The sequence below is a fragment of the Sphingomonas mesophila genome (assembly GCF_003499275.1).
Lineage (GTDB): Bacteria > Pseudomonadota > Alphaproteobacteria > Sphingomonadales > Sphingomonadaceae > Sphingomicrobium > Sphingomicrobium mesophilum.
The window spans coordinates 1214793-1234762 of sequence record NZ_QWDF01000001.1; the positions used below are offsets into that span (position 1 = coordinate 1214793).

General features: G+C 69.7%; 19 protein-coding genes. 6 read left to right on the forward strand and 13 right to left on the reverse strand.

The features are described from left to right. Positions 1-25: 25 nt before the first annotated feature. The 6 genes from thiD to D0Z60_RS06250 form a co-directional block, all read right to left on the reverse strand. Positions 26-1192, reverse strand: coding sequence for a bifunctional hydroxymethylpyrimidine kinase/phosphomethylpyrimidine kinase (thiD, locus tag D0Z60_RS06225; RefSeq protein WP_118857443.1), 1167 nt, complete (start codon positions 1190-1192; stop codon positions 26-28). Further along, positions 1192-2529 carry a phosphoglucosamine mutase gene (gene glmM / locus D0Z60_RS06230; RefSeq protein WP_118857444.1) on the reverse strand — a complete coding sequence of 446 codons (1338 nt, stop codon included), beginning with the start codon at positions 2527-2529 and terminating at the stop codon, positions 1192-1194. The genes thiD and glmM overlap by 1 nt, the downstream gene beginning before the upstream one ends. Positions 2530-2619: 90 nt before the next feature. Beyond that, positions 2620-3297 (reverse strand): NnrU family protein, encoded by a 678-nt coding sequence (locus tag D0Z60_RS06235; protein ID WP_118857445.1) that lies wholly within the window; start codon positions 3295-3297, stop codon positions 2620-2622. A gap of 24 nt (positions 3298-3321) precedes the next feature. Continuing rightward, entirely contained in the window at positions 3322-4743 is a 1422-nt protein-coding gene (locus D0Z60_RS06240; protein WP_118857446.1) for an amidohydrolase family protein, read from the reverse strand. Next, entirely contained in the window at positions 4740-6134 is a 1395-nt protein-coding gene (locus tag D0Z60_RS06245; protein WP_118857447.1) for an amidohydrolase, read from the reverse strand. The genes D0Z60_RS06240 and D0Z60_RS06245 overlap by 4 nt, the downstream gene beginning before the upstream one ends. A gap of 4 nt (positions 6135-6138) precedes the next feature. Next, entirely contained in the window at positions 6139-7776 is a 1638-nt protein-coding gene (locus D0Z60_RS06250) for a peptide MFS transporter (RefSeq protein WP_118857448.1), read from the reverse strand. A 125-nt stretch (positions 7777-7901) separates the two neighbouring features. Here D0Z60_RS06250 and D0Z60_RS06255 point away from each other — a divergent pair, with 125 nt between their 5' ends. Together D0Z60_RS06255 and D0Z60_RS06260 are read left to right on the forward strand one after the other, a co-directional pair. After that, the gene (locus D0Z60_RS06255) at positions 7902-8522 is read left to right on the forward strand and encodes a nitroreductase family protein (RefSeq protein WP_118857449.1); all 621 of its coding nucleotides are present in this window, start codon (positions 7902-7904) and stop codon (positions 8520-8522) included. Positions 8523-8640: 118 nt separating this feature from the next. Further along, a complete protein-coding gene (locus tag D0Z60_RS06260; protein WP_118857450.1) occupies positions 8641-8997 on the forward strand; it encodes a GntR family transcriptional regulator in 357 nt (118 codons plus the stop codon). A gap of 98 nt (positions 8998-9095) precedes the next feature. Here D0Z60_RS06260 and D0Z60_RS06265 read toward each other — a convergent pair whose 3' ends face one another. Next, the gene (locus D0Z60_RS06265) at positions 9096-10757 is read right to left on the reverse strand and encodes an acyl-CoA dehydrogenase family protein (RefSeq protein ID WP_118857451.1); all 1662 of its coding nucleotides are present in this window, start codon (positions 10755-10757) and stop codon (positions 9096-9098) included. 25 nt (positions 10758-10782) lie between these two features. Here D0Z60_RS06265 and D0Z60_RS06270 point away from each other — a divergent pair, with 25 nt between their 5' ends. Beyond that, positions 10783-11694 (forward strand): L-threonylcarbamoyladenylate synthase, encoded by a 912-nt coding sequence (locus tag D0Z60_RS06270; RefSeq protein ID WP_118857452.1) that lies wholly within the window; start codon positions 10783-10785, stop codon positions 11692-11694. 46 nt (positions 11695-11740) lie between these two features. Here the strand turns inward: D0Z60_RS06270 and D0Z60_RS06275 are convergent, their stop codons facing one another. The 3 genes from D0Z60_RS06275 to D0Z60_RS06285 form a co-directional block, all read right to left on the reverse strand. Continuing rightward, positions 11741-12139 (reverse strand): PEGA domain-containing protein, encoded by a 399-nt coding sequence (locus D0Z60_RS06275; RefSeq protein WP_205421039.1) that lies wholly within the window; start codon positions 12137-12139, stop codon positions 11741-11743. A gap of 163 nt (positions 12140-12302) precedes the next feature. Continuing rightward, on the reverse strand, positions 12303-12848 hold the full coding sequence (gene msrA / locus D0Z60_RS06280) for a peptide-methionine (S)-S-oxide reductase MsrA (protein WP_118857454.1): 546 nt from the start codon (positions 12846-12848) through the stop codon (positions 12303-12305). Between the two features lie 75 nt (positions 12849-12923). Beyond that, positions 12924-13625, reverse strand: a complete 702-nt coding sequence (locus D0Z60_RS06285; protein ID WP_118857455.1) for a PilZ domain-containing protein — start codon at positions 13623-13625, stop codon at positions 12924-12926. Between the two features lie 149 nt (positions 13626-13774). On the opposite strand from D0Z60_RS06285, the gene D0Z60_RS06290 reads away from it, so the two are divergent. Both D0Z60_RS06290 and D0Z60_RS06295 read left to right on the forward strand, forming a co-directional pair. Next, on the forward strand, positions 13775-14179 hold the full coding sequence (locus tag D0Z60_RS06290; RefSeq protein ID WP_118857456.1) for a response regulator: 405 nt from the start codon (positions 13775-13777) through the stop codon (positions 14177-14179). Then, positions 14176-14979, forward strand: coding sequence for an EAL domain-containing protein (locus D0Z60_RS06295; RefSeq protein ID WP_118857457.1), 804 nt, complete (start codon positions 14176-14178; stop codon positions 14977-14979). The genes D0Z60_RS06290 and D0Z60_RS06295 overlap by 4 nt, the downstream gene beginning before the upstream one ends. Here D0Z60_RS06295 and amaB read toward each other — a convergent pair. Both amaB and D0Z60_RS06305 read right to left on the reverse strand, forming a co-directional pair. Further along, on the reverse strand, positions 14976-16436 hold the full coding sequence (gene amaB / locus D0Z60_RS06300; protein ID WP_118857458.1) for an L-piperidine-6-carboxylate dehydrogenase: 1461 nt from the start codon (positions 16434-16436) through the stop codon (positions 14976-14978). The two genes, D0Z60_RS06295 and amaB, sit on opposite strands and share 4 nt — an antisense overlap. Continuing rightward, the gene (locus D0Z60_RS06305) at positions 16430-17629 is read right to left on the reverse strand and encodes an aminotransferase (RefSeq protein WP_118857459.1); all 1200 of its coding nucleotides are present in this window, start codon (positions 17627-17629) and stop codon (positions 16430-16432) included. The genes amaB and D0Z60_RS06305 overlap by 7 nt, the downstream gene beginning before the upstream one ends. A 63-nt stretch (positions 17630-17692) precedes the next feature. Here D0Z60_RS06305 and D0Z60_RS06310 point away from each other — a divergent pair, with 63 nt between their 5' ends. Further along, positions 17693-18781, forward strand: coding sequence for a CaiB/BaiF CoA transferase family protein (locus tag D0Z60_RS06310; protein ID WP_118857460.1), 1089 nt, complete (start codon positions 17693-17695; stop codon positions 18779-18781). Here the strand turns inward: D0Z60_RS06310 and D0Z60_RS06315 are convergent. Continuing rightward, positions 18778-19953 (reverse strand): acetyl-CoA C-acetyltransferase, encoded by a 1176-nt coding sequence (locus D0Z60_RS06315; RefSeq protein WP_118857461.1) that lies wholly within the window; start codon positions 19951-19953, stop codon positions 18778-18780. The two genes, D0Z60_RS06310 and D0Z60_RS06315, sit on opposite strands and share 4 nt — an antisense overlap. Positions 19954-19970: the final 17 nt, after the last annotated feature.

Here is a 19970-nt window from a genome sequence, read left to right on the forward strand (position 1 = left end):
AGCAGGAGACTGAATTATTTGTGGATTAGTTGCCCAGCCGCCACGGCGGGAAGCGGCGGGCTTCGCCGGCCTTGTAGAGGAAGATGGTGTTGCCGGCGGGGTCGCGGAGGCGCGCCTCGCGCCACATCCACGGCTGGTTGCGCGGGCCGTGCTCGAACGGGATGCCGAGGCGGGCGAGGCGCTCGACGCGCTCGTCGAGGTCGTCGCACTCGAAATAGACCGCGACCGATTCGTTGCTTTCGGCGTCGGGGTCGCACTGGACTGAAAAGGTCACTGCAGTGGTTTCGAAGCGGGCGTATTGATTGTCCGGGCTGTCGACGATCTGGCGGAGCCCTAACGCTTTGTAAAAGCCCACCATTTTGGCGTAATCGCGGCCCGTCACGGTGACCTGGTTGAGGCGCATGCCGAGGCCCGTGTCGAGCCGCACATTCTGCTGCCCGAGCGGGCCGTGGCCGCCGCCGAGGCCAGGCGCGTCGAGCAAGGCGATGCGCACGAAGGCGCGGGCGCGTTCGACCGCCTGGGTCAGCGCGAGGCCGGCGCCGAGGTAGAAGGCGATCGCGCTGGCGAGCGTGCAGCCGGTGCCGTGGGTCGAGGTAGTGTCGATCCGGCTGCCCTGCCAGCTGGTGATATTGTCGGTCTCGATCAGCGCGTCGGCGAGCGCCTCGCCCTCGTCGTGGCCGCCCTTCACGAGGACCGCGCAGCCATGTTCGCCGACGAGGTGGAGCGCCGCGGCGACGGGATCCTCCTCGCTGGTCAGGCGGCGCAGCTCGGGCAGGTTGGGGGTGGCGATGGTGGCGATCGCCATCAGCTCGCCGAACGCGGCTACGGTGGCGTCGTCGGCGAGCGCCGCGCCGCTGGTCGCGACCATCACCGGGTCGAACACGATCGGCACGCGCGGGGTGAGGCCGCGCAGGCGCTCGGCGACCATGCGCGCGGCAAAGGCGCCGCCGATCATGCCGATCTTGATCGCGTCGACCCCGAGATCGCTGACGACCGAGTCGATCTGGGCGAGGATCATCTCGGCCGGGACGGCATGGACCGCGTCGACCCCGAGCGTGTTCTGGGCCGTGACGGCGGTCACCGCGGTCATGGCGTGGCCGCCGAGCATGGTGACGGTCTTGATGTCCGCCTGGATGCCCGCGCCGCCGCCGCTGTCCGAGCCGGCGATGATGAGGATGCGGGGGGTAGCCATCAGGCCGCGGCCACCGCCTGGCAGATCGAGTCGACGATCGCTTCGACCTCGGCGGCGTCGTCGCCTTCGGCCATGACTCGGATCAGGGGCTCGGTGCCGGACTTGCGGATGACGATCCGGCCGCGGCCGTCGAACTCGCGCTCGGCCTCGGCGATGCGGGCCTTAACCGCGGGGGCGGCGAGCGGGTCGGCGCCGTCGGCGTAGCGCACGTTCTTGAGCAATTGCGGGACCGGATCGAACTGGGTCAGCACCTCGCTAGCGGGCTTGCCGCTCTCGATCAGCGCGGCGAGCACCTGGAGGCCCGCGACGAGGCCGTCACCGGTGGTGGCGTGGTCCGCGAGGATGATGTGGCCCGACTGTTCGCCGCCGACGTTGCAGCCGGAAGCGCGCATTTCCTCGAGCACGTAGCGGTCGCCGACCTTGGTCCGTTTGAGGCCGATGTTGTCGGCGGCGAGCCGTCGCTCGAGCCCGAGATTGGACATGATGGTGGCGACGACCGCTCCGCCGGTAAGCTCGCCGCGGCGGGCGCGGGCGAGCGCGATCAGGGCCATCAGCTGGTCGCCGTCGACCACCGCGCCCTTTTCGTCGACGACGATCAGCCGGTCGGCGTCGCCGTCGAAGGCGAGGCCGATGTCGGCGCCCGACGCGACCACCGCTTCGGCCAGAAGCTCGGGGTGGGTCGAGCCGCAGCCCATGTTGATGTTGGTGCCGTTGGGGGCGATGCCGAGCGGGACCAGCTCGGCGCCGAGCTCCCACAGCGCTTCGGGGGCGACCTGGTAGGCCGCGCCATTGGCGCAATCCACCGCGATCTTGAGGCCGTCGAGGCGCAGCTTCTCGGGGAAGGTCGACTTGGCGAAATGGACGTAGCGGCCGCGCGCGTCGTCGATCCGCTTGGCCCGGCCGACCAGCTCGGCCTTGGCCAGTTTCGGCTCCTTGGCGAGGCGGCGCTCGATCGACCGCTCGGCCTCGTCGGAAAGCTTGTAGCCGTCGGGCCCGAACAGCTTAATGCCGTTGTCGACATAAGGGTTGTGGCTGGCGCTGATCATCACGCCGAGGTCGGCGCGCATCGAGCGGGTCAGCATGGCGACCGCCGGGGTCGGCATCGGCCCGAGCAGGACGACGTCCATCCCGACCGAGGTGAAGCCGGCGACCATCGCCGATTCCATCATGTAGCCGGAAAGGCGCGTGTCCTTGCCGATGACGACCCGGTGGCGGTGGTCGCCGCGCAGGAAGTGGGCGCCCGCAGCCTGGCCGACTCGCATCGCGATCTCGGCGGTCATCGGGTCGGCGTTGACCTTGCCCCTGATGCCGTCGGTGCCGAAGAATTTGCGTGCCATGGGCGGGCCTTAGCTGGCGTCAGGCGGCATTGCGAGCGGAGCGAAGCAATCCCGCTGGATTGCCGCGCCCTTCGGGCTCGCAATGACGAATTAGTGGATCAGGGACCATGGCCCCGCTTCGCGCCAGCCCAGAGCGCCGTGGGCCCAGGTGGCGGCGAGGAACAGGATGGTGCCGACGAGGACCGGGGTCAGGCCGGGCCAGACGCGGCCGTTGGCGAACGGGAGGAAGCTGGTGCGGCCTTCCCACTGGCGCCAGCTTGCGCCGACCAGCCGCCGTTTCTTGAAGTCCTGGAGCGCGGCACCGAGGATGGCGAGGACGAAGATCGCTTCCGAGATGACCAGCCCGGAGGGCGTCGGGTTGATCAGGAAATGGCTCAGGGCCCACAGGCCGAAGCCCCACATCATCGGGTGGCGGGTGATGCGGAACACGCCGCTCGGCTCGCCGAAATTGCGGGTGCGCGCCTCGGGGTGGGGCAGCGCCGGGTTCCTGGCGAACGAGCCGACGAACAGGATGGTGCCGATCCAGGTGAGGATGGTGGCGGCGACCACCATCCACGTCGCCGGCTGCCACTTGAGCTCCTCGGGCCCGACCCGGCCGGCGGCCCAGATCATCCAGCCGAAGGTGGCGATTGCGACGAGGCTGTAGATCAGCAGGAAGCCGCGCTCGCCGAGCGTCCGGGCGAGCGGGCGGCGGAGCGGGTGCGACAGGACGAAATGGCTGCCGACGAAGCTCGCCGCGGCAAGCTCGAGCATGGTCATCGGGCTCATCGCGCCAGGCTCATCACACAGGACTCACCGGCGATAAGCCTCCGGCAGGCTCCGCCGTTCGAGCGACTGGTAGCGATCGCGCAGCTTGGTCTGGCGGGTCTCGAGCGGCTGGCGCACGCCGTCGATCCACACCGCCTCGGTGGCGCTGGTCATTTCGAGCGGATCGCCCGACCAGATCACGACGTCGCCGCGCTTGCCGGCGCCGAGGCTGCCGAGCTGGCGGCCGAGCCCGATCGCGTCGGCCGGCGCCTGGGTGATCATGCGCATCGCCTCGCCCCAGCTGATCCCGGTCGCGCCCGGGACCTTGCCGATGGCGACCAGATTGGCGGCGTACTGGCGCTGGTTGAACAGATAGCGCGTGTCGTTGTCGTCAATCATGCCGATCGCGACGTCGACTCCCGCGGCGCGCATCCGGCCGATATTGGACTGGGTCGCGGCAAGCCGCTCGAAGCTGGCCGGAAGCGTGGTGTCGGCCGAGGCGATGACCGAAAAGCCGGCGGCGGCGATCTGCGGCGCGACGGTCCAGCCTTCGGTCGCCCCGACGAGGACGATCTTGAGGGACGGGAATTCGCGCTTGAGGCGGATGACCTGGAGGATGTCGCTGGCGCGCTCGACATGGACCAGCAGATATTGGCGCCCCTGGAGCACCGGCACGAGCGCCGCAGCGTCGAAGCGGGTCAGCAGCACGTCGTCGCTGCGCCGCGCGTTGGGACCGGTGATGCGCGATTCGTTGGGATCGCGCACGGTCGGGTCGACCAGCGGGTCGTCGGCCGAACGCTCGCCGCGCGACGACACCGGGCCGGCGAAGCGCTGCAATTCCTGGGCTTCGCGCAGCGCGTTGCGGAACAGCACGTGGGCCGAGGCACGCGAGCCGCCTGCCTGCTCCGCCCCGCCCTCGCCGAGCTCGACGAACTGGAAGCGGCGGCGGGCGGTGATCGGGTCCATGTCGGCGCCGAGATCGATCACCGCGCCCTGGCCGGCGAAGATGTTCTTGGCGGCGCCGGGCGCGACCAGCGCGCGGGTAATGCCGTCGGCGCGGTTGATCGAAATGGTCGAGTTCAGCGGGTTGACCGCCGGCGCGACGTCGATCGCCGCGCTGAACGGGCCGTTGCCGGCGGAGGTATCGTCCGAGCCCGGCGCCGACAGATCGACTTCGGCGAGGCCGAGGCGCGAGAAGCCGGCGATGATTCCGGGCGTGACCCACTTGCCGCGCGCGTCGACGATCTCGGCATCGCGCGGGATCGGCACGGTAAGGCCAGCGCCGAGGACTCGGCCGCCCTGGATGACGACGGTGCCGCCGGGGATCGGCTCCGACCCGTCGCCGAGCGCGACCGTGCCGCCGGTGATGGCGACGGTCTGCGCGGCGAGCGGGGCGGCGAGGAGGGCGGCCAGAATGCCGACGATCGCTCGTCCTGAGCGAAGTCGAAGGGCGTGAGGAGCGTTCATTTCGTGTCTCCTTCGCCGGGCTGGCCGAGCTCGAAGTCGCTGACCGGGCGGAGGCGCGGGTTGGCGGCGTCGTAGAGCAGGGCGCCGTCGATCCACACCTTGTCGGGGCGGGTGTAGCTGCTGAACGGATTGCCGTTCCACAGCACGACGTCGGCCATCTTGCCGGGCTTGAGGCTGCCGGTCTTGTCGGCGATGCCGAGCGCCAGCGCGGGATTGTAGCTGAGCCAGCGCCAGGCGTAGGCGTCGGTCACGTTGTGGCCGATCCGGCGGCCGTCGGCGAGCGCCTTGGCGGCCTCCTGGTTGAGGCGCTGGATGCCGTTGGGATCGTCGGAATGGACGATCGCGCAGGCGCCGGCGCGGTCGACCAGCGGAATGTTCTCCTTGATCCCGTCATAGGCTTCCATCTTGAAGCCCCACCAGTCGGCCCACAGCGCCGAGCAGGTACCGGCCTCGCGCAGCAGATCGGCGATCTTGTAGCTCTCGACCGCGTGGTGGAAGGTGCCGATCTTGTAGCCGGCCTCCTTGGCCAGATCGAGCATGATCGCCATCTCGTCGGCGCGGTAGCAGTGGTTGTGGACGATGATCTTGCCGTCGAGCACGCCGCGCAGCGTGTCCATGGCGAGGTCGCGCTCGGGCATTTCGCCGCCATTGGCCTCGTAGCGGTCCCACTTGCGGTCATAGGCGCGGGCCTTGAACCAGGTCGCGCGGGTGGTGGCGATATTGCCCATGCGGGTCGAGGGGCCGCCCTTGGTGCCGTAGACCCGCTTGGGATTTTCGCCGCACGCCATCTTGAGGCCGTAGGGCGCCCCGGGGAACTTCATCCCCTGGACGGTGCGCGCGGGGACGTTCTTGAGCGTCACCGAGCGGCCGCCGAACAGATTGGCCGAGCCGGGCAGGATCTGGAGCGCGGTGACTCCGCCGTTGGCGAGCGCGCGCGAGAAGCCGGGGTCCTGCGGCCACACGCTGTGCTCGGCCCACACGTCAGGCCGCGCCGGCGCGGTCGCCTCGTTGACGTCGCTGTGCGAGGGCACGCCCGGGCTCGGACCGTCGCCGAGGTGGCTGTGGACGTCGATGATGCCCGGCGTGACCCACTTGCCGGCGGCGTCGATGGTCACCGCACCAGCTGGGATCGGGGTCGCGGCATCGCCCATTGCCTGGACCACGCCGTCGGCGAGGACGATCGTGCCATTGTCGATCTTGCCGCCCTCGCCGTCGTAGATGGTGGCGCCGCGGATCGCGGTCGGCGCGCCGGGATAGCGCTGGTAGGTCGAGGGGAACGGGTCCTCGTTGATGCGGACCGGCGCCGGGCCCTTCTTGTTGGGCCCGGTGGTGGCGCAGGCGGTGGTAAGGAGGGCGAGGACCGCCGCTCCCAGGATTGCGGTCCTCGCCATCTGCTTATGCCTTTCCGGGCTGGGTGCCGGGCGCGATCGGTTCGCCGGTGGCGTCGAGATCGCGGATCCGGGCGTCGGTATCGTCCCGGAGCGAGTCGAGGTGCATCCACCGCCGCACGATCGGCGACAGAGCCAGCACGCCGACGCCGATGCCGATCGTGATCCAGCCGAACAGGCTGTAGATGTCGAGCAGGCCCTCCTTGGTCATCTCGCCGTCGTGACCGCCGGTCGCCTCGCCGATCTTGCCGGCGAGGAAGTTGCCGACCGCCGACATGTAGAACCAGGCGCCCATGATCAGCGACGCCATAAACTTGGGCGCGAGCCGGTTCATCGCCGAGAGGCCGACCGGCGAAAGGCACAGCTCGGCGGTGGTGGCGAGGAGGTAATAGAGGAAGACGAAGATGACCGGGGTCATCACCGCCATGCCGAACGCCTGCGCGCCCCACACGAGGGCGAGGTTGGCGAGGCCCATCTGGAGGAGCGCGATGCCGAACTTGGCGGGCGCCGAGGGCTCCTTGCCGATCCGCCCCAATTTCACCCACAGGCCGGCGAACAGCGGCGCGAGGATGATGATGTAAATGGGGTTGATCGACTGGAAGATCGACGCCGGGACGTCGCCGCGGTCGACGAAGCGGTCGGTGAACAGGTTCATCGACCCGCCCGCCTGCTCGAACAGCGCCCAGAAGATCGGGTTGAGGCTGATCAGAAACAGGATGGCGTAGATGCGCTCACGCGGCTCCTTCTCCAGCTTGGTCGCCTGCCACAGCACGTAGCCGAGCAGTCCGACGCCGGAGATGATCAGCAGAGTCTGGATGACGTCGGTGTACTGGATGAGGAGCCAGCACACGCCGACGGCGACCAGGCCGATGGCGTAGAGCAGCCATTCGTTGACCGGACGCGCGTCGGCCGAACGGACCGGCCGCTCGCCGGCGCCGTTGAGCAGTCCCTTGCCGAGCACGAACACGATGAGCCCGAGCAGCATGCCGAAGCCGGCCGCGCCGAAACCATAGGCCCAGCCGAGGGTCTCGCCGAGATAGCCGGCGAGGATCGTGCCGACCGCGGCGCCGAGGTTAATCCCCATGTAGAAGATCGTGTAGGCGCCGTCGCGGCGCGGATCGGTGAGGTTGTAGAGCTGTCCGACCATCACCGAGATGTTGGCCTTGAGGAAGCCCGAGCCGACGATGATGAAGGCGAGTGCGGCCCAGAAGATGTTGATCGTCGGGTCGTTCTGCCCACCGGTGCCTTCCGCGGCCATCAGAAAGTGGCCGGCGGTGAGAAGGATGGCGCCGAACAGTACCGCCTTGCGCTGGCCGAGATAGCGGTCGGCGAGATAGCCGCCGAGCATCGGCGTGATATACACCAGCGCGGTGTAGGCGCCGTAGATGACGTTGGATTCGCCGTCGCCGAACAGCCAGTGCTTGGTGAGGTAGAAGATCAGGAGGGCGCGCATGCCGTAGTAGGAGAAGCGCTCCCACATTTCGGCGAAGAACAGCATGTAAAGGCCCTTGGGGTGGCCCGCGAATTCCGGTTCCTTCTGCGCCGCGACCTTGCCGCCGACGGCGAGGAAGACGAGCAATACGATTGCGGCGATGGCGGCGATCCAGTCCGCCTCCTGCCAGGTTCCGACCGGCTTGAACCCCATGAAACGTCCCTTCCCAATGGCGGGCGCCTCGCGCGGGCGCCTTTGTTTTCTGCGCGCACCCTAGCGGCGAATCCCAGCTTGTGAAGCCGGTTGTGACGGGCGGCGAGGCTGCTAGTGCAGGCGGCATGGAATTGAACGACGCCTCGTCCGCGCTGGCGCTGCTCGCCAGCCGCCGCTCGGCGCGGCCGCGCGACCTCACCGAACCGGGGCCCGACGCGGCGCAATTGGCGCGCATTTTGGAGATCGCCGCGCGAGTCCCCGATCATGCGCAACTGGTGCCGTTCCGCTTCGTCAGCGTCGCGCCCGAACAGCGCGGCGCGCTACGCGACCTCTATTGCGCAGCGCTCGCCAAATCCGACCCCGACGCGCCCGAAGCCAAGGTCGCCAAGGCGATCGCCAACGCCCGCGCCGCGCCCACCCTGGTGGTGCTGATCAGCCGGCCGGTGGCGGGGCACAAGGTGCCGGTGTTCGAGCAGGAGCTGACCTGCGGCGCGGCGGGAATGAACCTGCTTCACGCGGCGACGGCGCTGGGCTTCGCCGGCGGGTGGATCACCGGCTGGTCGGCCTATGACGAGACGGTCGCCGCGGCATTCTGCGAGGAGGGCGAGCGGATCGCGGGGTTCATCTATCTCGGAACGCCGGTGGCTCCGGTCGAGGAACGGGTGCGGCCGGCGATGGAGCGGATCGTCAGCGAGTGGCGGGATAATTCCTCCCCGGAACGGGGAGGTGGCACCGCGCAGCGGTGACGGAGGGGTCGTCTCGCGCGACGGCCCCTCCACCACGCCGCTCCGCGGCGCGGTCCCCCTCCCCGTTCCGGGGAGGATCGAGCTTGCATCCCTCCGCGCTTCGCTGTATTACCACAGCATGACGCTGCGCAACATGCACGAGAAGCCGGTTTATGTCCGCCTGCGCGAGGTGATCGCCGATGCGATCGTCACCGGGCGGTTCAAGGACGGCGACCCCCTCCCCTCGGTCCGCGCGCTGGCCGCCGAGGAAGGCGCCAACCCGCTGACCGTGGCCAAGGCCTATCAGGGCTTCCAGGACGAGGGGCTGGTGGTGGTCAAGCGCGGCATCGGCATGTTCGTCGCCGCCGGCGCCGCCGCCAAGCTGACGTCGAGCGAGCGCGACCAGTTCATCCGCCGCGAATGGCCCGCGATCCGCGAACGCATGGGCCGGCTGGGCATCGACCCGGCGGAATTGCTGGCGCGCGAGACCGCCTGAGTTTTTCGTCGCCCCAGCGAAGGCTGGGGCCCATGCCTCGATGTTAAGCGCAAACTCTTGGCATGGATGCCAGCCTTCGCTGGCATGACGTGGCAGAGCTACGCCAGCGCCCCTGCCGGCACCGCGTAGAGGGGGTCGGCGCCGAGGGCTGCAGCGGCGGCCTGGCCTAGCGCTTCGGGGACGATTGCTGACAGGAAATAGTCGGTGGCGGCGCGTTTCGCCGAGAGCAACTCGCTGGCGCCGGGGATCGCGGCCTGGCGCTCGAGCAGCCAGCCGGCGGTGAGGACCGCGGTCATATTCAGGAAAGGAACGCTCCCGGCGAGGCGGTCATCAGGGGGCGACTGGCGGTAGCTGACGGCGGCGACTTCGACCGCGTCGGCGAGCCCGACCAGCGCCGGGTGGGCGGCGGTCGCGCGGATGTCGGCGAGCAATTCGTCGAACGCCGCGCCGCCATCGAGATCGAGCTTGCGGGTGACGAGGTCGGCGGCCTGGATGCCGTTGGTGCCCTCGTAGATCGGCGCGATTCGGGCGTCGCGCCAATGCTGGGCGGCGCCGGTCTCCTCGACATAGCCCATGCCGCCGTGGACCTGGACCCCGAGACTGGCGACCTCGCAGCCGATGTCGGTCGCCCACGCCTTGGCGAGCGGGGTGAGGACGTCGCAGCGCAAGGCGGCGGCGCGATCGCCGGAGCGGCCGCGGTCGGCCTGGGCGAAAGCGTAATAGGTCAGCGAGCGGGCGGCGGTGGTGAGTGCGCGCATCCTAAGCAACATTCGGCGCACGTCCGGGTGGTCGGCGATCACCGCGACGTCGGCGCCGCGCCGTCCCTGCTTGCGGTCGAGCGCGTAGGCGACCGCGCGCTGGGTCGCGGCCTCGGCGATTCCGACGCCCTGGAGGGCGACGTTGAGGCGGGCGTTGTTCATCATCGTGAACATCGCGCGCATGCCGGCCATTTCGTCGCCGACCAGCCAGCCGGTTGCGCCGCCGTGGTCGCCATAGCTCATGACGCAGGTCGGCGAGGCGTGGATTCCCGCCTTGTGCTCGATCGACACGCAGCGCAGGTCGTTGGCGGTGCCGCCGGGCAGGATCTTGGGCACGAGGAACAGGGAAATGCCCTTGGTGCCGCCGGGCGCGCCCTGCGTGCGGGCGAGGACGAGGTGGACGATGTTGTCCGCCAGGTCGTGCTCGCCGAAGGTGATGAAGATCTTCGTGCCGGTGATCCGGAAGCTGCCGTCGCCGCTTGCTTCCGCGCGGGTGGCGAGCGCACCGACGTCGCTGCCCGCCTGTGGCTCGGTGAGGTTCATCGTCGCCGGCCACTCGCCGCTGACGATCTTGGCGAGATAACGCTGCTTGAGCTCGTCGCTGCCGTGCTGCTCGAGCGCCTCAATCGCGCCGACGCTGAGCATCGGGCACAAGGCGAAGGCGAGGTTGGCGCCGTTGAGGCTGTCCATCAGCGCCGCCGAGAGGACCAAAGGAAGCCCCTGCCCGCCCCAGCGCTCGGGGGCCGAAAGGGTCATCCAGCCGCCCTCAACAAACGCGTCGTAAGCGGCCTTGAAGCCGTCGGGCATGATCACCCGGCCATTATCCCAGCGCGCGCCCTTGGTGTCCCCAACCCGGTTCAATGGCGCGAGCTCGCCCTCGGCAAAGGCGGCGGCGCCCTCGACCACCGCATCGGCGATGTCGGGCTCGACCCCAAGCTCGGCGAGGTTCGCGACATGATCGAGGATGAAGCGCTGGTCGGCGGTCGGGCACTTGAAGCTCATGGGGGCATGCCATAGCGAGCCGGCCATGACCCCGCCAGAGACGCGCATACGGACCTTCGGCGCGGCGGCGATCGCCGAGGCGGCGGCGCTGATCGCGAAGGGAGAGCCGGTCGCGGTGCCGACCGAGACGGTCTACGGGCTCGCCGCCGATGCAAGCGACGGCGCGGCGGTGGCACGGATCTATGCGGCAAAGGGGCGGCCGGCGTTCAACCCGTTGATCGTCCATGTCCTCGACCTCGCGGCGGCGGAGCGGCTGGGGGAATTCGGCGACGAGGCGCGGGCGCTGGCCGAGGCGCACTGGCCGGGGCCGCTGACCTTGGTAGTGCCGGCGCGGGCGGACAAGGGCATCGCGGGGCTAGTGACCGCGGGGCTGGGCACGATCGCGATTCGCGTTCCGGCCCATCCGGCGATGCGCGCGCTGCTGGCGGCCACCGGCAAGCCGCTGGCGGCGCCGTCGGCCAATGCCAGCGGGCGGATTAGCCCGACCCGGGCGGAGCATGTGGTGGAGACGCTCGGCGGGCGGGTGGCGCTGGTGATCGACGGCGGGGCGTGCGAGCGCGGGATCGAATCGACCATCGTCGCGGCGACCGGCGGCGGCTTGCGGCTGCTCAGGCGCGGGCCGGTGGCGGTCGACGCGCCACTTGCCGAGGGGCCGGTCGAGGCGCCGGGGATGATGGCCAGCCACTATGCGCCGGTGAAGCCGCTGCGGCTCGATGCGGTCGCGGCGGAGGCGGGCGAAGTGCTGATCGGCTACGGGCCGGTGCGGGCGGAGCTTTACCTCGGCGAGGATGCGGTGACGGCGGCGGCGCGGCTGTTCGATTTGCTGCACCGCGCCGACTCAGCGCCCGAGCCGCGAATCGCCGTCGCGCCGGTCTCCGGCGAGGGACTGGCGGAAGCGATCCGCGATCGGTTGAAGCGGGCTGCTACGCGCCCATAAAAAAAAGGGGCGCCGAAGCGCCCCTTTTCCATCGTCGAACCTGGAATCAGCGCTTGGGGCTGTCACCGGCCGAAGGCACGCTGGCCGGAGCCGTCGCTGAGGCGGCAGCGGCCGCGGCTGCAGGCGACAACGGGGTAAGGACCACCTTGAGCGGATTGGGCTTCAATTCCTTGGTCGCGCCGGTCGCCGCGTCGACGCCGGCGCCGATCAGTCCGCCGAGGATGACGTTGCCGGCCAGTGCCGCCCCGCCCGCGCCCGACATCTGGCTTTGAATGTTCGCCTCAACCGGCTCGTAGCCGGGCTTGTTGATCTTCACGACGAACGCATCCTTGCGCTTGACCTTCAAGGCGCATGGAGTCTTGCAGGTCATGCCGTTCGACATCGTCACGTCGGCCCCCACCGGATCGCTTTCGACGACGAACGCTTGCTTGGTGCCGCGGGTCACGGTGGCGCACGCGGACAAGCTTACAGCCGCTGCGGCAAGGCCGCAGAGCATCAGTACCTTCTTCATGTTCGGAAATACCCCCAAAGTACAATCGGCGGCAGGACGCCGCCGCGCGTTTGCTGGCAGGCCGACCGGCAGCGATCAAGGGCTTAGCCGTCCATTTTCAGGCGGTTGTTGCGCCCTGGACACGCTCGCCGAACTTCTTCTTCAGCTTGGCGAGTTTGGGGGGGATGGTGGCCTGGCAATAGGGGTTGCGCTGGCCTTCGCCGGACCAATAGTCCTGGTGATAGTCCTCGGCCGAATACCAGTCGGCGGCGGGCTCGAGGGTAGTGACGATCGGCGCCGCGAAATCGGGCTGGGCGCGGGCGATCGCGGCGCGGGCCTCGGCCGCCTGCGCCTCGTCCTGCGGAAAGATCGCGGAACGATATTGCGTGCCGATGTCGCCGCCCTGGCGGTTCAATTGGGTCGGGTCGTGGGTAGCGAAGAAGATGTCGAGCAGATCGCCGTAGGAGATGACGTCGGGATCGAAGGTAATGCGGATCGCCTCGGCGTGGCCGGTGTCGCCGCCGCACACCTGCTTGTAGGTCGGGTTGACCATGTCGCCACCGGTGTAGCCGCTTTCGACCGACTTCACGCCGGCCAGCTGGCCGAACACCGCCTCGGTGCACCAGAAGCAGCCGCCGGCGAGGATTGCGGTTTGGTCAGTCATGCGATGGTCACTCCTTCAGTTGCGAAGGAGATAGGGTGCGCGGCGCGTCATTGCGAGCGGCTCGCGATGACGGGACTATTTGTTCTTGTAGGCGGCCTTGAGGCTGGCGAGCTCGAGGCGCTTGCCGACCCATTCGGCCAATTCCTCGAACTTCAGCGGCTGGTCGAACACGATGCCGGCCTTGCGGTCGGCGAACCAGCGCACCTCGCCCTTCACCGGGCGCAGGCTCTCGACGACGACGACAACCTTCTTGCCGAGGCAATATTCCTCGATCGGCTCGACCTTGAGGCCGGCGAGCGAAATGTCGTGGACCTCGCAGGTGTAGTAGGTCTTGCCGACGCGCAAGGACGCCTTGCAATTGACCTCGAGCCGCGGCGGGCGGGGACGGAAGCCGTGGCGCGGCTTGCGGCCGGCGAGCAATTCGCCGAGGTCGATGGTCTGGTCGAACTTGATGCCGACGGTGCCGTCGCGGGTCCACACCACCGAGGAGGGCAGCTTCTGGCCGTGGACGTCGACTTCCACGGTCTCGCCGACGGCGAGCGAACGGCCGACCTCGACCATCATGCCGCCGGCCGACATGTTGCGCAGCCGGGCGAGCTGTTCGCCGGAGGCGGCGGCGAGCTTGATGATGCTGAGCGCGGCCGGGATCCGCTCGGCATCGCGCCGCTCGGCCGGACGCGGGACGGCGGTCGACAGCGAAAAGGTGGTCGAGTCGAACGCGCCGATATCCTCGCCAAAGGACGGCGACGGCTTACGCCGGATCAGTGAACCGAACATCGCTCAAACCCCACTCTCCTCCCACGACGAAGCGGGAACATGGCGTTTTACGCGCGATGCGGTTAATAAGCGGTTGCATGCGTCCACCCGCTGTCGGCAAGAGGGCTCGTTAACGCCTTCAGGGGCCGAGGGGAGGAAGTGAAACGCCAATGACGCGACCGCGTCTGCTGTTGATCGACGACGAGCCAAGCCTCGCCGCCTTCGTCGCGTCCGCCGCCGAAATGTCCGGGTTCGAGCCGATCGAGACCAATCGCGATGCCGATTTCCAGGCCGCGTTCGATTCCGAGCGTCCGGCAATGGTGGTGCTCGACCTCGGCATGCCGGGCATGGACGGGGTCGAACTGCTGCGTTTCCTCAGCGCGCGCGGGTTTGACGGACCGGTGCTGATCATCAGCGGGTTCGACCGGCGCGTGCTCGACAGCGCGTTCCGGCTCGGCGAGGAACTGGGCCTGAGGATGCGCGGGCCGATCGAGAAGCCGGCGCGGCTCGACGCGCTGGAGGCGCTTCTCAAGGACAACCTGCCGAGCGTGGTCGCGGGGACTCGCGCGCCGTGATCGCCGCGTCCGATCTGGCGCTGCTCGACGGGTTCGAGCGGGCGCTGATCAACGAGCGGCTGCACATGGTCTACCAGCCCAAGGTCAGCCTGGCCGACGGGTCCTTGAAGCGGGTCGAGGCGCTGGTGCGGTGGGACGACCCCAAGCTGGGGCCGGTGCCGCCGTCGCGCTTCGTGCCGATGGCCGAGCGGCATGGCCTTATCGACCTGCTGACCAATTGGGGGCTGACCACCAGCCTGCACCAATGGCTGGAATGGCGCGCGGCCGGCCTCGACCTCGAGATCGCGTTCAACATCAGCGCGCTGTCGCTGCAATATCTCGACTTTCCCGACCTGGTCGAGCGGATGTGCCGCGCGCTCGACGTGCCGGCCGAGCGACTAGTGCTGGAACTGACCGAGGGCGCGACCCAGCCGTTGGTCAAGCTGATGGACACGCTGACCCGCTTCCGGATCAAGGGCATCGGCCTTGCGCTGGACGATTTCGGGGTCGGCTATTCGAGCCTGATGCAATTGAAGCAATTGCCGTTCACCGACATCAAGATCGACCGCTTTTTCGTCAAGGATTTGGCGGAGTCGAACGACAGCCGGGTGATCGTCGCGGCGATCATCGCAATGGCGCACGGATTGGGGCTGACGGTCACCGCCGAGGGAGTCGAGACCGAGGGCCAGTTGCGCTTCCTGGCCGAGGCGAAGTGCGACGTCGCGCAGGGCTATCTGATCGCGACCCCGCTGGCGCCGGCCGAGATGGCGGCGTGGAATGCCGACTGGGCGCGGCGCTGGGCGAAGTTTCGCGCCGCCTAGTCGAGATCGAAGCGCACGCCCTGGGCGAGCGGCAGGTCGCGGCCGTAGTTGATGGTGTTGGTCGCGCGGCGCATATAGGCGCGCCAGCTGTCCGAGCCGCTTTCGCGCCCGCCGCCGGTCTCCTTCTCGCCGCCGAACGCACCGCCGATCTCGGCGCCTGACGGCCCGATGTTGACGTTGGCGATGCCGCAATCCGATCCGGCGGCGGAGATGAAGGTTTCCGCCTCGCGCAGGTCGGTGGTGAAGATCGCGCTGCTCAGCCCCTGGGCGACGCCATTGTTGAGCGCGATCGCTTCGTCGAGGGTGCGGTAGCGCAGCACGTAGAGCAAAGGCGCAAATGTCTCCTCGAGCACCCTGCCCTGCTGCGAGTCGACCTCGACCAGCGCCGGGCGGACGTAGATACCGCCGGGGACGGCGTCGACTGCCTCGGCCTTAGGATGAACCTTGCGCAGCGCGTCGAACGCGGCGCGATCGATCAGCGGGCCGACCAGCACATCGTCGCGGCGCGGATCGCCGATGGTGATCCGGGCGAACAGGTCGCGGACCTGAACGACGAGCGGGTCGGCGATCGATTCGTGGACGATCAGGCGGCGCAGGCTGGTGCAGCGCTGGCCGGCGGTCCCGGCGGCGGCGAACAGGATCGCGCGGCGGGCGAGATCGAGATCGGCCGAGGGCGCGACGATCAGCGCATTGTTGCCGCCAAGCTCAAGCAGCGACCGGCCGAAGCGCGCCGCGACCCGCGGCCCGAGCTCGCGGCCCATGCGGGTCGAGCCGGTCGCCGAGACGAGCGCGATGCGCGGGTCGTCGGCGAGCGCGGCGCCGGCCTCGCGCCCGCCCTGGACGCAGTGCAGCAGGCCGTCGGGAGCGTCGCCGAAACGGGCCAGCGCGCGCTCGGCGATGGCCATCACCGCGGCGGCGGTGAGCGGGGTCTTTTCGCTCGGCTTCCAGATCACCGGATTGCCGCAGACCAAAGCGAGCGCGGCGTTCCACGCCCAAACCGCGACCGGGAAGTTGAAGGCGCTGATCACCGCCACCGGGCCGAGCGGATGCCATTGCTCGATCATCCGGTGGTCGGGCCGCTCGCTGGCGATGGTCAGGCCGTAAAGCTGGCGCGACAGGCCGACCGCGAAGTCGCAGATGTCGATCATCTCCTGGACCTCGCCGAGGCCTTCGGAGACGATCTTGCCGGCCTCGAGCGTGACGAGGCGGGCGAGCGGCGCCTTGGCGGCGCGCAATTCCTCGCCGAGCAGCCGGACCAGCTCGCCGCGGCGCGGGGCGGGAATATTGCGCCAGGCGAGGAAGGCGGCGGTGGCCCGTTCCGCGGCGGCGGCGGGATCGCCCGGGGCGACGCTGCCGATGATCGCGCCGTCGATCGGCGATCGGCTTTCGAGCGTGCCGGTGGCGATCACTCCGAGCTCGGCGAGCAGGTCGCGGGCTTCGTCGGCCGGGCTCAGCATGCGAGGGCCCTGGCCTTGGCCATTGCGGCGACTCCCTGATCGATAGTCGGATCCTGCTTGGCGAAGCACAGGCGGACGAAATGGCGCGGCTCGCCGCTGTCGGAAAAGGCGGAAACGGGCACGACCGCGACCCCGGCCTGCTCAACCGCGAGTTTGGCGAACGCCTCGTCGTCGAGGGCGATGCCGGAGGCGGCGAGATCGACGATCAGAAAGTAGGTCGCGGCGCTGGGCAGGACGGCGAAACCGGCGGCTTCGAGCCCGGCGGTCATGCGGTCGCGGGCGCGAGTGAAGCTGGCGCGCATCGGGGCGAGCCAGCAGTCGCCCTCGGCGAGTCCGAACGCGCAGGCGGCCTGGAGGTTGGGCGCGGAGGTGAAGGTCAGGAATTGATGCGCCTTGGCCGCCAGCGCGGCGAGCTTTGGCGCGGCGGCGATCCAGCCGATCTTCCAGCCGGTCAGCGAGAAGATCTTGCCGGCCGAGCCGGTCTTGATGGTGCGCGCGGCCATGTTGGGGAGGGTGGCGAAGGGGGTGAAGGCCTCGGCCCCTCCGTCGTCGCTGCGCGACGCCACCGCCCCCGAGGGGGGAGGAGCGAGGAGGAGGTGCTCCCAGACTTCGTCGGCGATGACGATTAGGTCGTGGGCTTCGGCGGCTGCTGCGACCGCGTTCAGCTCTTCGGGATCGAACAGCCGGCCGGTGGGGTTCTGGGGGTTGTTGAGGACGATGGCGCGCGTCCGGAGGGTGATCGCGGCTTCGAGCGCGGCGCGGTCGATCCGCCAGTGGGGCGGGTCGAGCGGGACTTCGACCACGGCTCCGCCGGCGCGGCGGATCAGGGGGGCGTAGGCGTCGTAGGCGGGGGTGAGGACGATGACCTCGTCGCCCGGCTCGACGACGGCGAAGATGGCGGCGGCGAGCGCCTCCGTGGCGCCGGAGGTGACGCAGATGCCGTCGGCGCCGACATCCCAGCCGTGGTGGCGGGCATAATGGTCGGCGACCGCCTGGCGCAGCGCGGGCAGGCCGCGCGAGGGGGCGTATTGGTTGGAGCCGTCGGTCAGCGCGCGGGCGGCGTGATCGAGGATTTCGGGCGGCCAGCCGAAATCGGGAAAGCCCTGGCCGAGGTTGACCGCGCCGTGCCGGGCGGCGGCGAGGCTCATCCGCTCGAACACGCTGACCGGCATCGATTGGTAGAGCGGGTGCATGGCGCGCAGGGCTAGGGCATGGGGCCGGTGGCGCGCAAGGCGGGCGGGAGCTAGGCTGGCGCCATGACGTCACCGAAAGAGGGCGCGCTGACCGGCGTGCGGATCGTCGAATTCGCCGGCATCGGGCCGCTGCCGCATTGCGCCATGCTGCTTGCCGACCTGGGCGCCGAAGTGGTGAGCGTGGAGCGGCCCGGCGGGCGGTTGCAGCCGCCCAACGCCGCGCTCGAGCGGGGGCGGCATCGGGTGACGCTCGATTTCGCCGATCGGGGCGATCTGGCGACGGCGCGGGCGGCGGCGGAGCGGGCCGATGTCGTGATGGAGGGGTTCCGTCCGGGAGTGATGGAGCGGCTCGGGCTGGGGCCGGACGAGCTGTGCGCGGCCAACCCGCGGCTGATTTATGCGCGGCTGACCGGCTGGGGTCAGGACGGGCCGCTGGCGAAGACCGCCGGGCACGACATCAACTATCTCGCCGTGACCGGCGCGCTGGCGGCGCTCGGGCGGCCCGGCGAGCCGCCGCCGCCGCCGCTTAACATGGTCGGCGATTATGGCGGCGGGTCGCTGTTCTGCGCGCTCGGAATCGTCGCGGCGCTGTTCGAACGCGAGCGGTCCGGCGTGGGCCAGGTGATCGATTCGGCGATCGTCGACGGGGTCGCCTCGATGCTGGCGATGTTCAACGCGCAGGGGCCCGCGCCGCTGCTGCGGACGGGGCGCGAGGCCAATCTGCTCGGCGGGGCGGCGCCCTTCTACCGCTGCTACGCCTGCGCCGACGGACGGTTCATCGCGGTCGGCGCAGTCGAGGAGAAGTTCTGGGCGGCGCTGCTCGCCCCGCTGGGGCTGAGCGCGGCGGCGTTCGGGCCACGCTTCGATTCGGCGCTGTGGCCGGCCCAATCGCGCCAGCTCGAGGCGATCTTCGCCACGCGGCGCGCGGCGGAATGGGGCGCGCTTTATGCCGGGAGCGATGCCTGCGTGACCGTGCTGGCGACGATCGACGAAGCGGCGGCAGGCGAACATCTGGCGGCGCGCGGGACGCTGGCGGAGGTCGGCGGGGTGGTGCAGCCGGCCCCTGCCCCGCGGCTGTCGCGAACGCCGGGCGCGATCCGCGCGGCGGCTGACGACGGGCGCGCGGTGATCGACCGCTGGAGCGCGGGCTAGAGCGCCTCGACGATAGTGACGTTGGCGGTGCCGCCGCCCTCGCACATCGTCTGCAAGCCGTAGCGCAGTCCGCGTGCGCGAAGTGCGTGGATCAGCGTGGTCATGAGCTTTGTGCCGGTCGCCCCGAGCGGATGGCCGAGCGCGATCGCGCCGCCGTTGACGTTCATCCGCGCCGGGTCGGCGCCGGTCGCCTTGAGCCAGGCGAGCGGGACCGAGGCGAACGCTTCGTTGACCTCGAACAAGTCGATGTCGGCGATGGTCATTCCGGCGCGAGCGAGTGCGCGGGCGGTGGCCGGGAGCGGCTCTTCGAGCATGATCACCGGGTCGCCGGCGCTGACCGTCATGGCGTGGATCCGGTCGAGCGGGGTGAGGCCGTGCTCCTTGAGCGCGCGCTCGCCGACGACCAGCACGCCCGACGCGCCGTCGCAGATTTGGCTGGCGCTGGCGGCGCTGATCCGGCCGCCCTCGGCAAGGAGCTTGACCGCGGCAATGCCCTCGAGCGTGGCGTCGGCGCGGATGCCTTCGTCGCGATCGTGGCGGATCGATTGGCCCTCGCGGTCGGCGCCGTCGAGGACGAGGATCTCATCGACAAAGGCGCCCGCCTCGGTGGCGGCGGCGGCGCGGCGGTGACTGTCGAGCGCGAAGGCGTCCATCGCCTCCTTCGAGAGGTCGTATTTGCGGGCCATCATCTCGGCGCCGGTGAACTGGCTGAACAGCGGCACCTGGAAGCGCTCGAGGACCGACGGCGGCCACGGCATCGCCCCGGCACCGGCGGCGGCCGCGCCCTGCATCGGCAGGCCCATCGGCACCCGCGTCATGCTTTCGACCCCGGCGGCGATGACGATGTCCTGAGCACCGCTCATCACCGCCTGGACGGCGAAGTGGAGCGCCTGCTGCGATGAGCCGCACTGGCGGTCGATGGTTACGGCGGGAACGCTGTCGGGCAGGCCCGAGGCGAGTACGGCGCTTCGGCCGATCTGCGCCGACTGCTCGCCAGCCTGGCTGACGCAGCCCATGACGACATCGTCGACCAGCGCCCCGTCGATCCCGGCGCGGCGAACCAGCTCGTCGAGCACCTGGGCCGCAAGGTCCGCCGGATGCCAGCCGCGCAAGGCACCGCCACGCTTGCCGCCGGCGGTTCGGGTAGCGGCGACGAGATAGGCTTCGGGCATTGCGCACCTCTCCTTTG

Excerpts from the sequence above, each read along its gene's own strand:
- thiD (WP_118857443.1), bottom strand. The coding sequence starts at position 1,192 with ATGGCTACCCCCCGCATCCTCATCATCGCCGGCTCGGACAGCGGCGGC.
- glmM (WP_118857444.1), bottom strand. The coding sequence starts at position 2,529 with ATGGCACGCAAATTCTTCGGCACCGACGGCATCAGGGGCAAGGTCAAC.
- D0Z60_RS06235 (WP_118857445.1), bottom strand. The coding sequence starts at position 3,297 with ATGAGCCCGATGACCATGCTCGAGCTTGCCGCGGCGAGCTTCGTCGGC.
- D0Z60_RS06240 (WP_118857446.1), bottom strand. The coding sequence starts at position 4,743 with ATGAACGCTCCTCACGCCCTTCGACTTCGCTCAGGACGAGCGATCGTC.
- D0Z60_RS06245 (WP_118857447.1), bottom strand. The coding sequence starts at position 6,134 with ATGGCGAGGACCGCAATCCTGGGAGCGGCGGTCCTCGCCCTCCTTACC.
- D0Z60_RS06250 (WP_118857448.1), bottom strand. The coding sequence starts at position 7,776 with ATGGGGTTCAAGCCGGTCGGAACCTGGCAGGAGGCGGACTGGATCGCC.
- D0Z60_RS06255 (WP_118857449.1), top strand. The coding sequence starts at position 7,902 with ATGGAATTGAACGACGCCTCGTCCGCGCTGGCGCTGCTCGCCAGCCGC.
- D0Z60_RS06260 (WP_118857450.1), top strand. The coding sequence starts at position 8,641 with ATGACGCTGCGCAACATGCACGAGAAGCCGGTTTATGTCCGCCTGCGC.
- D0Z60_RS06265 (WP_118857451.1), bottom strand. The coding sequence starts at position 10,757 with ATGAGCTTCAAGTGCCCGACCGCCGACCAGCGCTTCATCCTCGATCAT.
- D0Z60_RS06270 (WP_118857452.1), top strand. The coding sequence starts at position 10,783 with ATGACCCCGCCAGAGACGCGCATACGGACCTTCGGCGCGGCGGCGATC.
- msrA (WP_118857454.1), bottom strand. The coding sequence starts at position 12,848 with ATGACTGACCAAACCGCAATCCTCGCCGGCGGCTGCTTCTGGTGCACC.
- D0Z60_RS06285 (WP_118857455.1), bottom strand. The coding sequence starts at position 13,625 with ATGTTCGGTTCACTGATCCGGCGTAAGCCGTCGCCGTCCTTTGGCGAG.
- D0Z60_RS06290 (WP_118857456.1), top strand. The coding sequence starts at position 13,775 with ATGACGCGACCGCGTCTGCTGTTGATCGACGACGAGCCAAGCCTCGCC.
- amaB (WP_118857458.1), bottom strand. The coding sequence starts at position 16,436 with ATGCTGAGCCCGGCCGACGAAGCCCGCGACCTGCTCGCCGAGCTCGGA.
- D0Z60_RS06305 (WP_118857459.1), bottom strand. The coding sequence starts at position 17,629 with ATGCACCCGCTCTACCAATCGATGCCGGTCAGCGTGTTCGAGCGGATG.
- D0Z60_RS06310 (WP_118857460.1), top strand. The coding sequence starts at position 17,693 with ATGACGTCACCGAAAGAGGGCGCGCTGACCGGCGTGCGGATCGTCGAA.
- D0Z60_RS06315 (WP_118857461.1), bottom strand. The coding sequence starts at position 19,953 with ATGCCCGAAGCCTATCTCGTCGCCGCTACCCGAACCGCCGGCGGCAAG.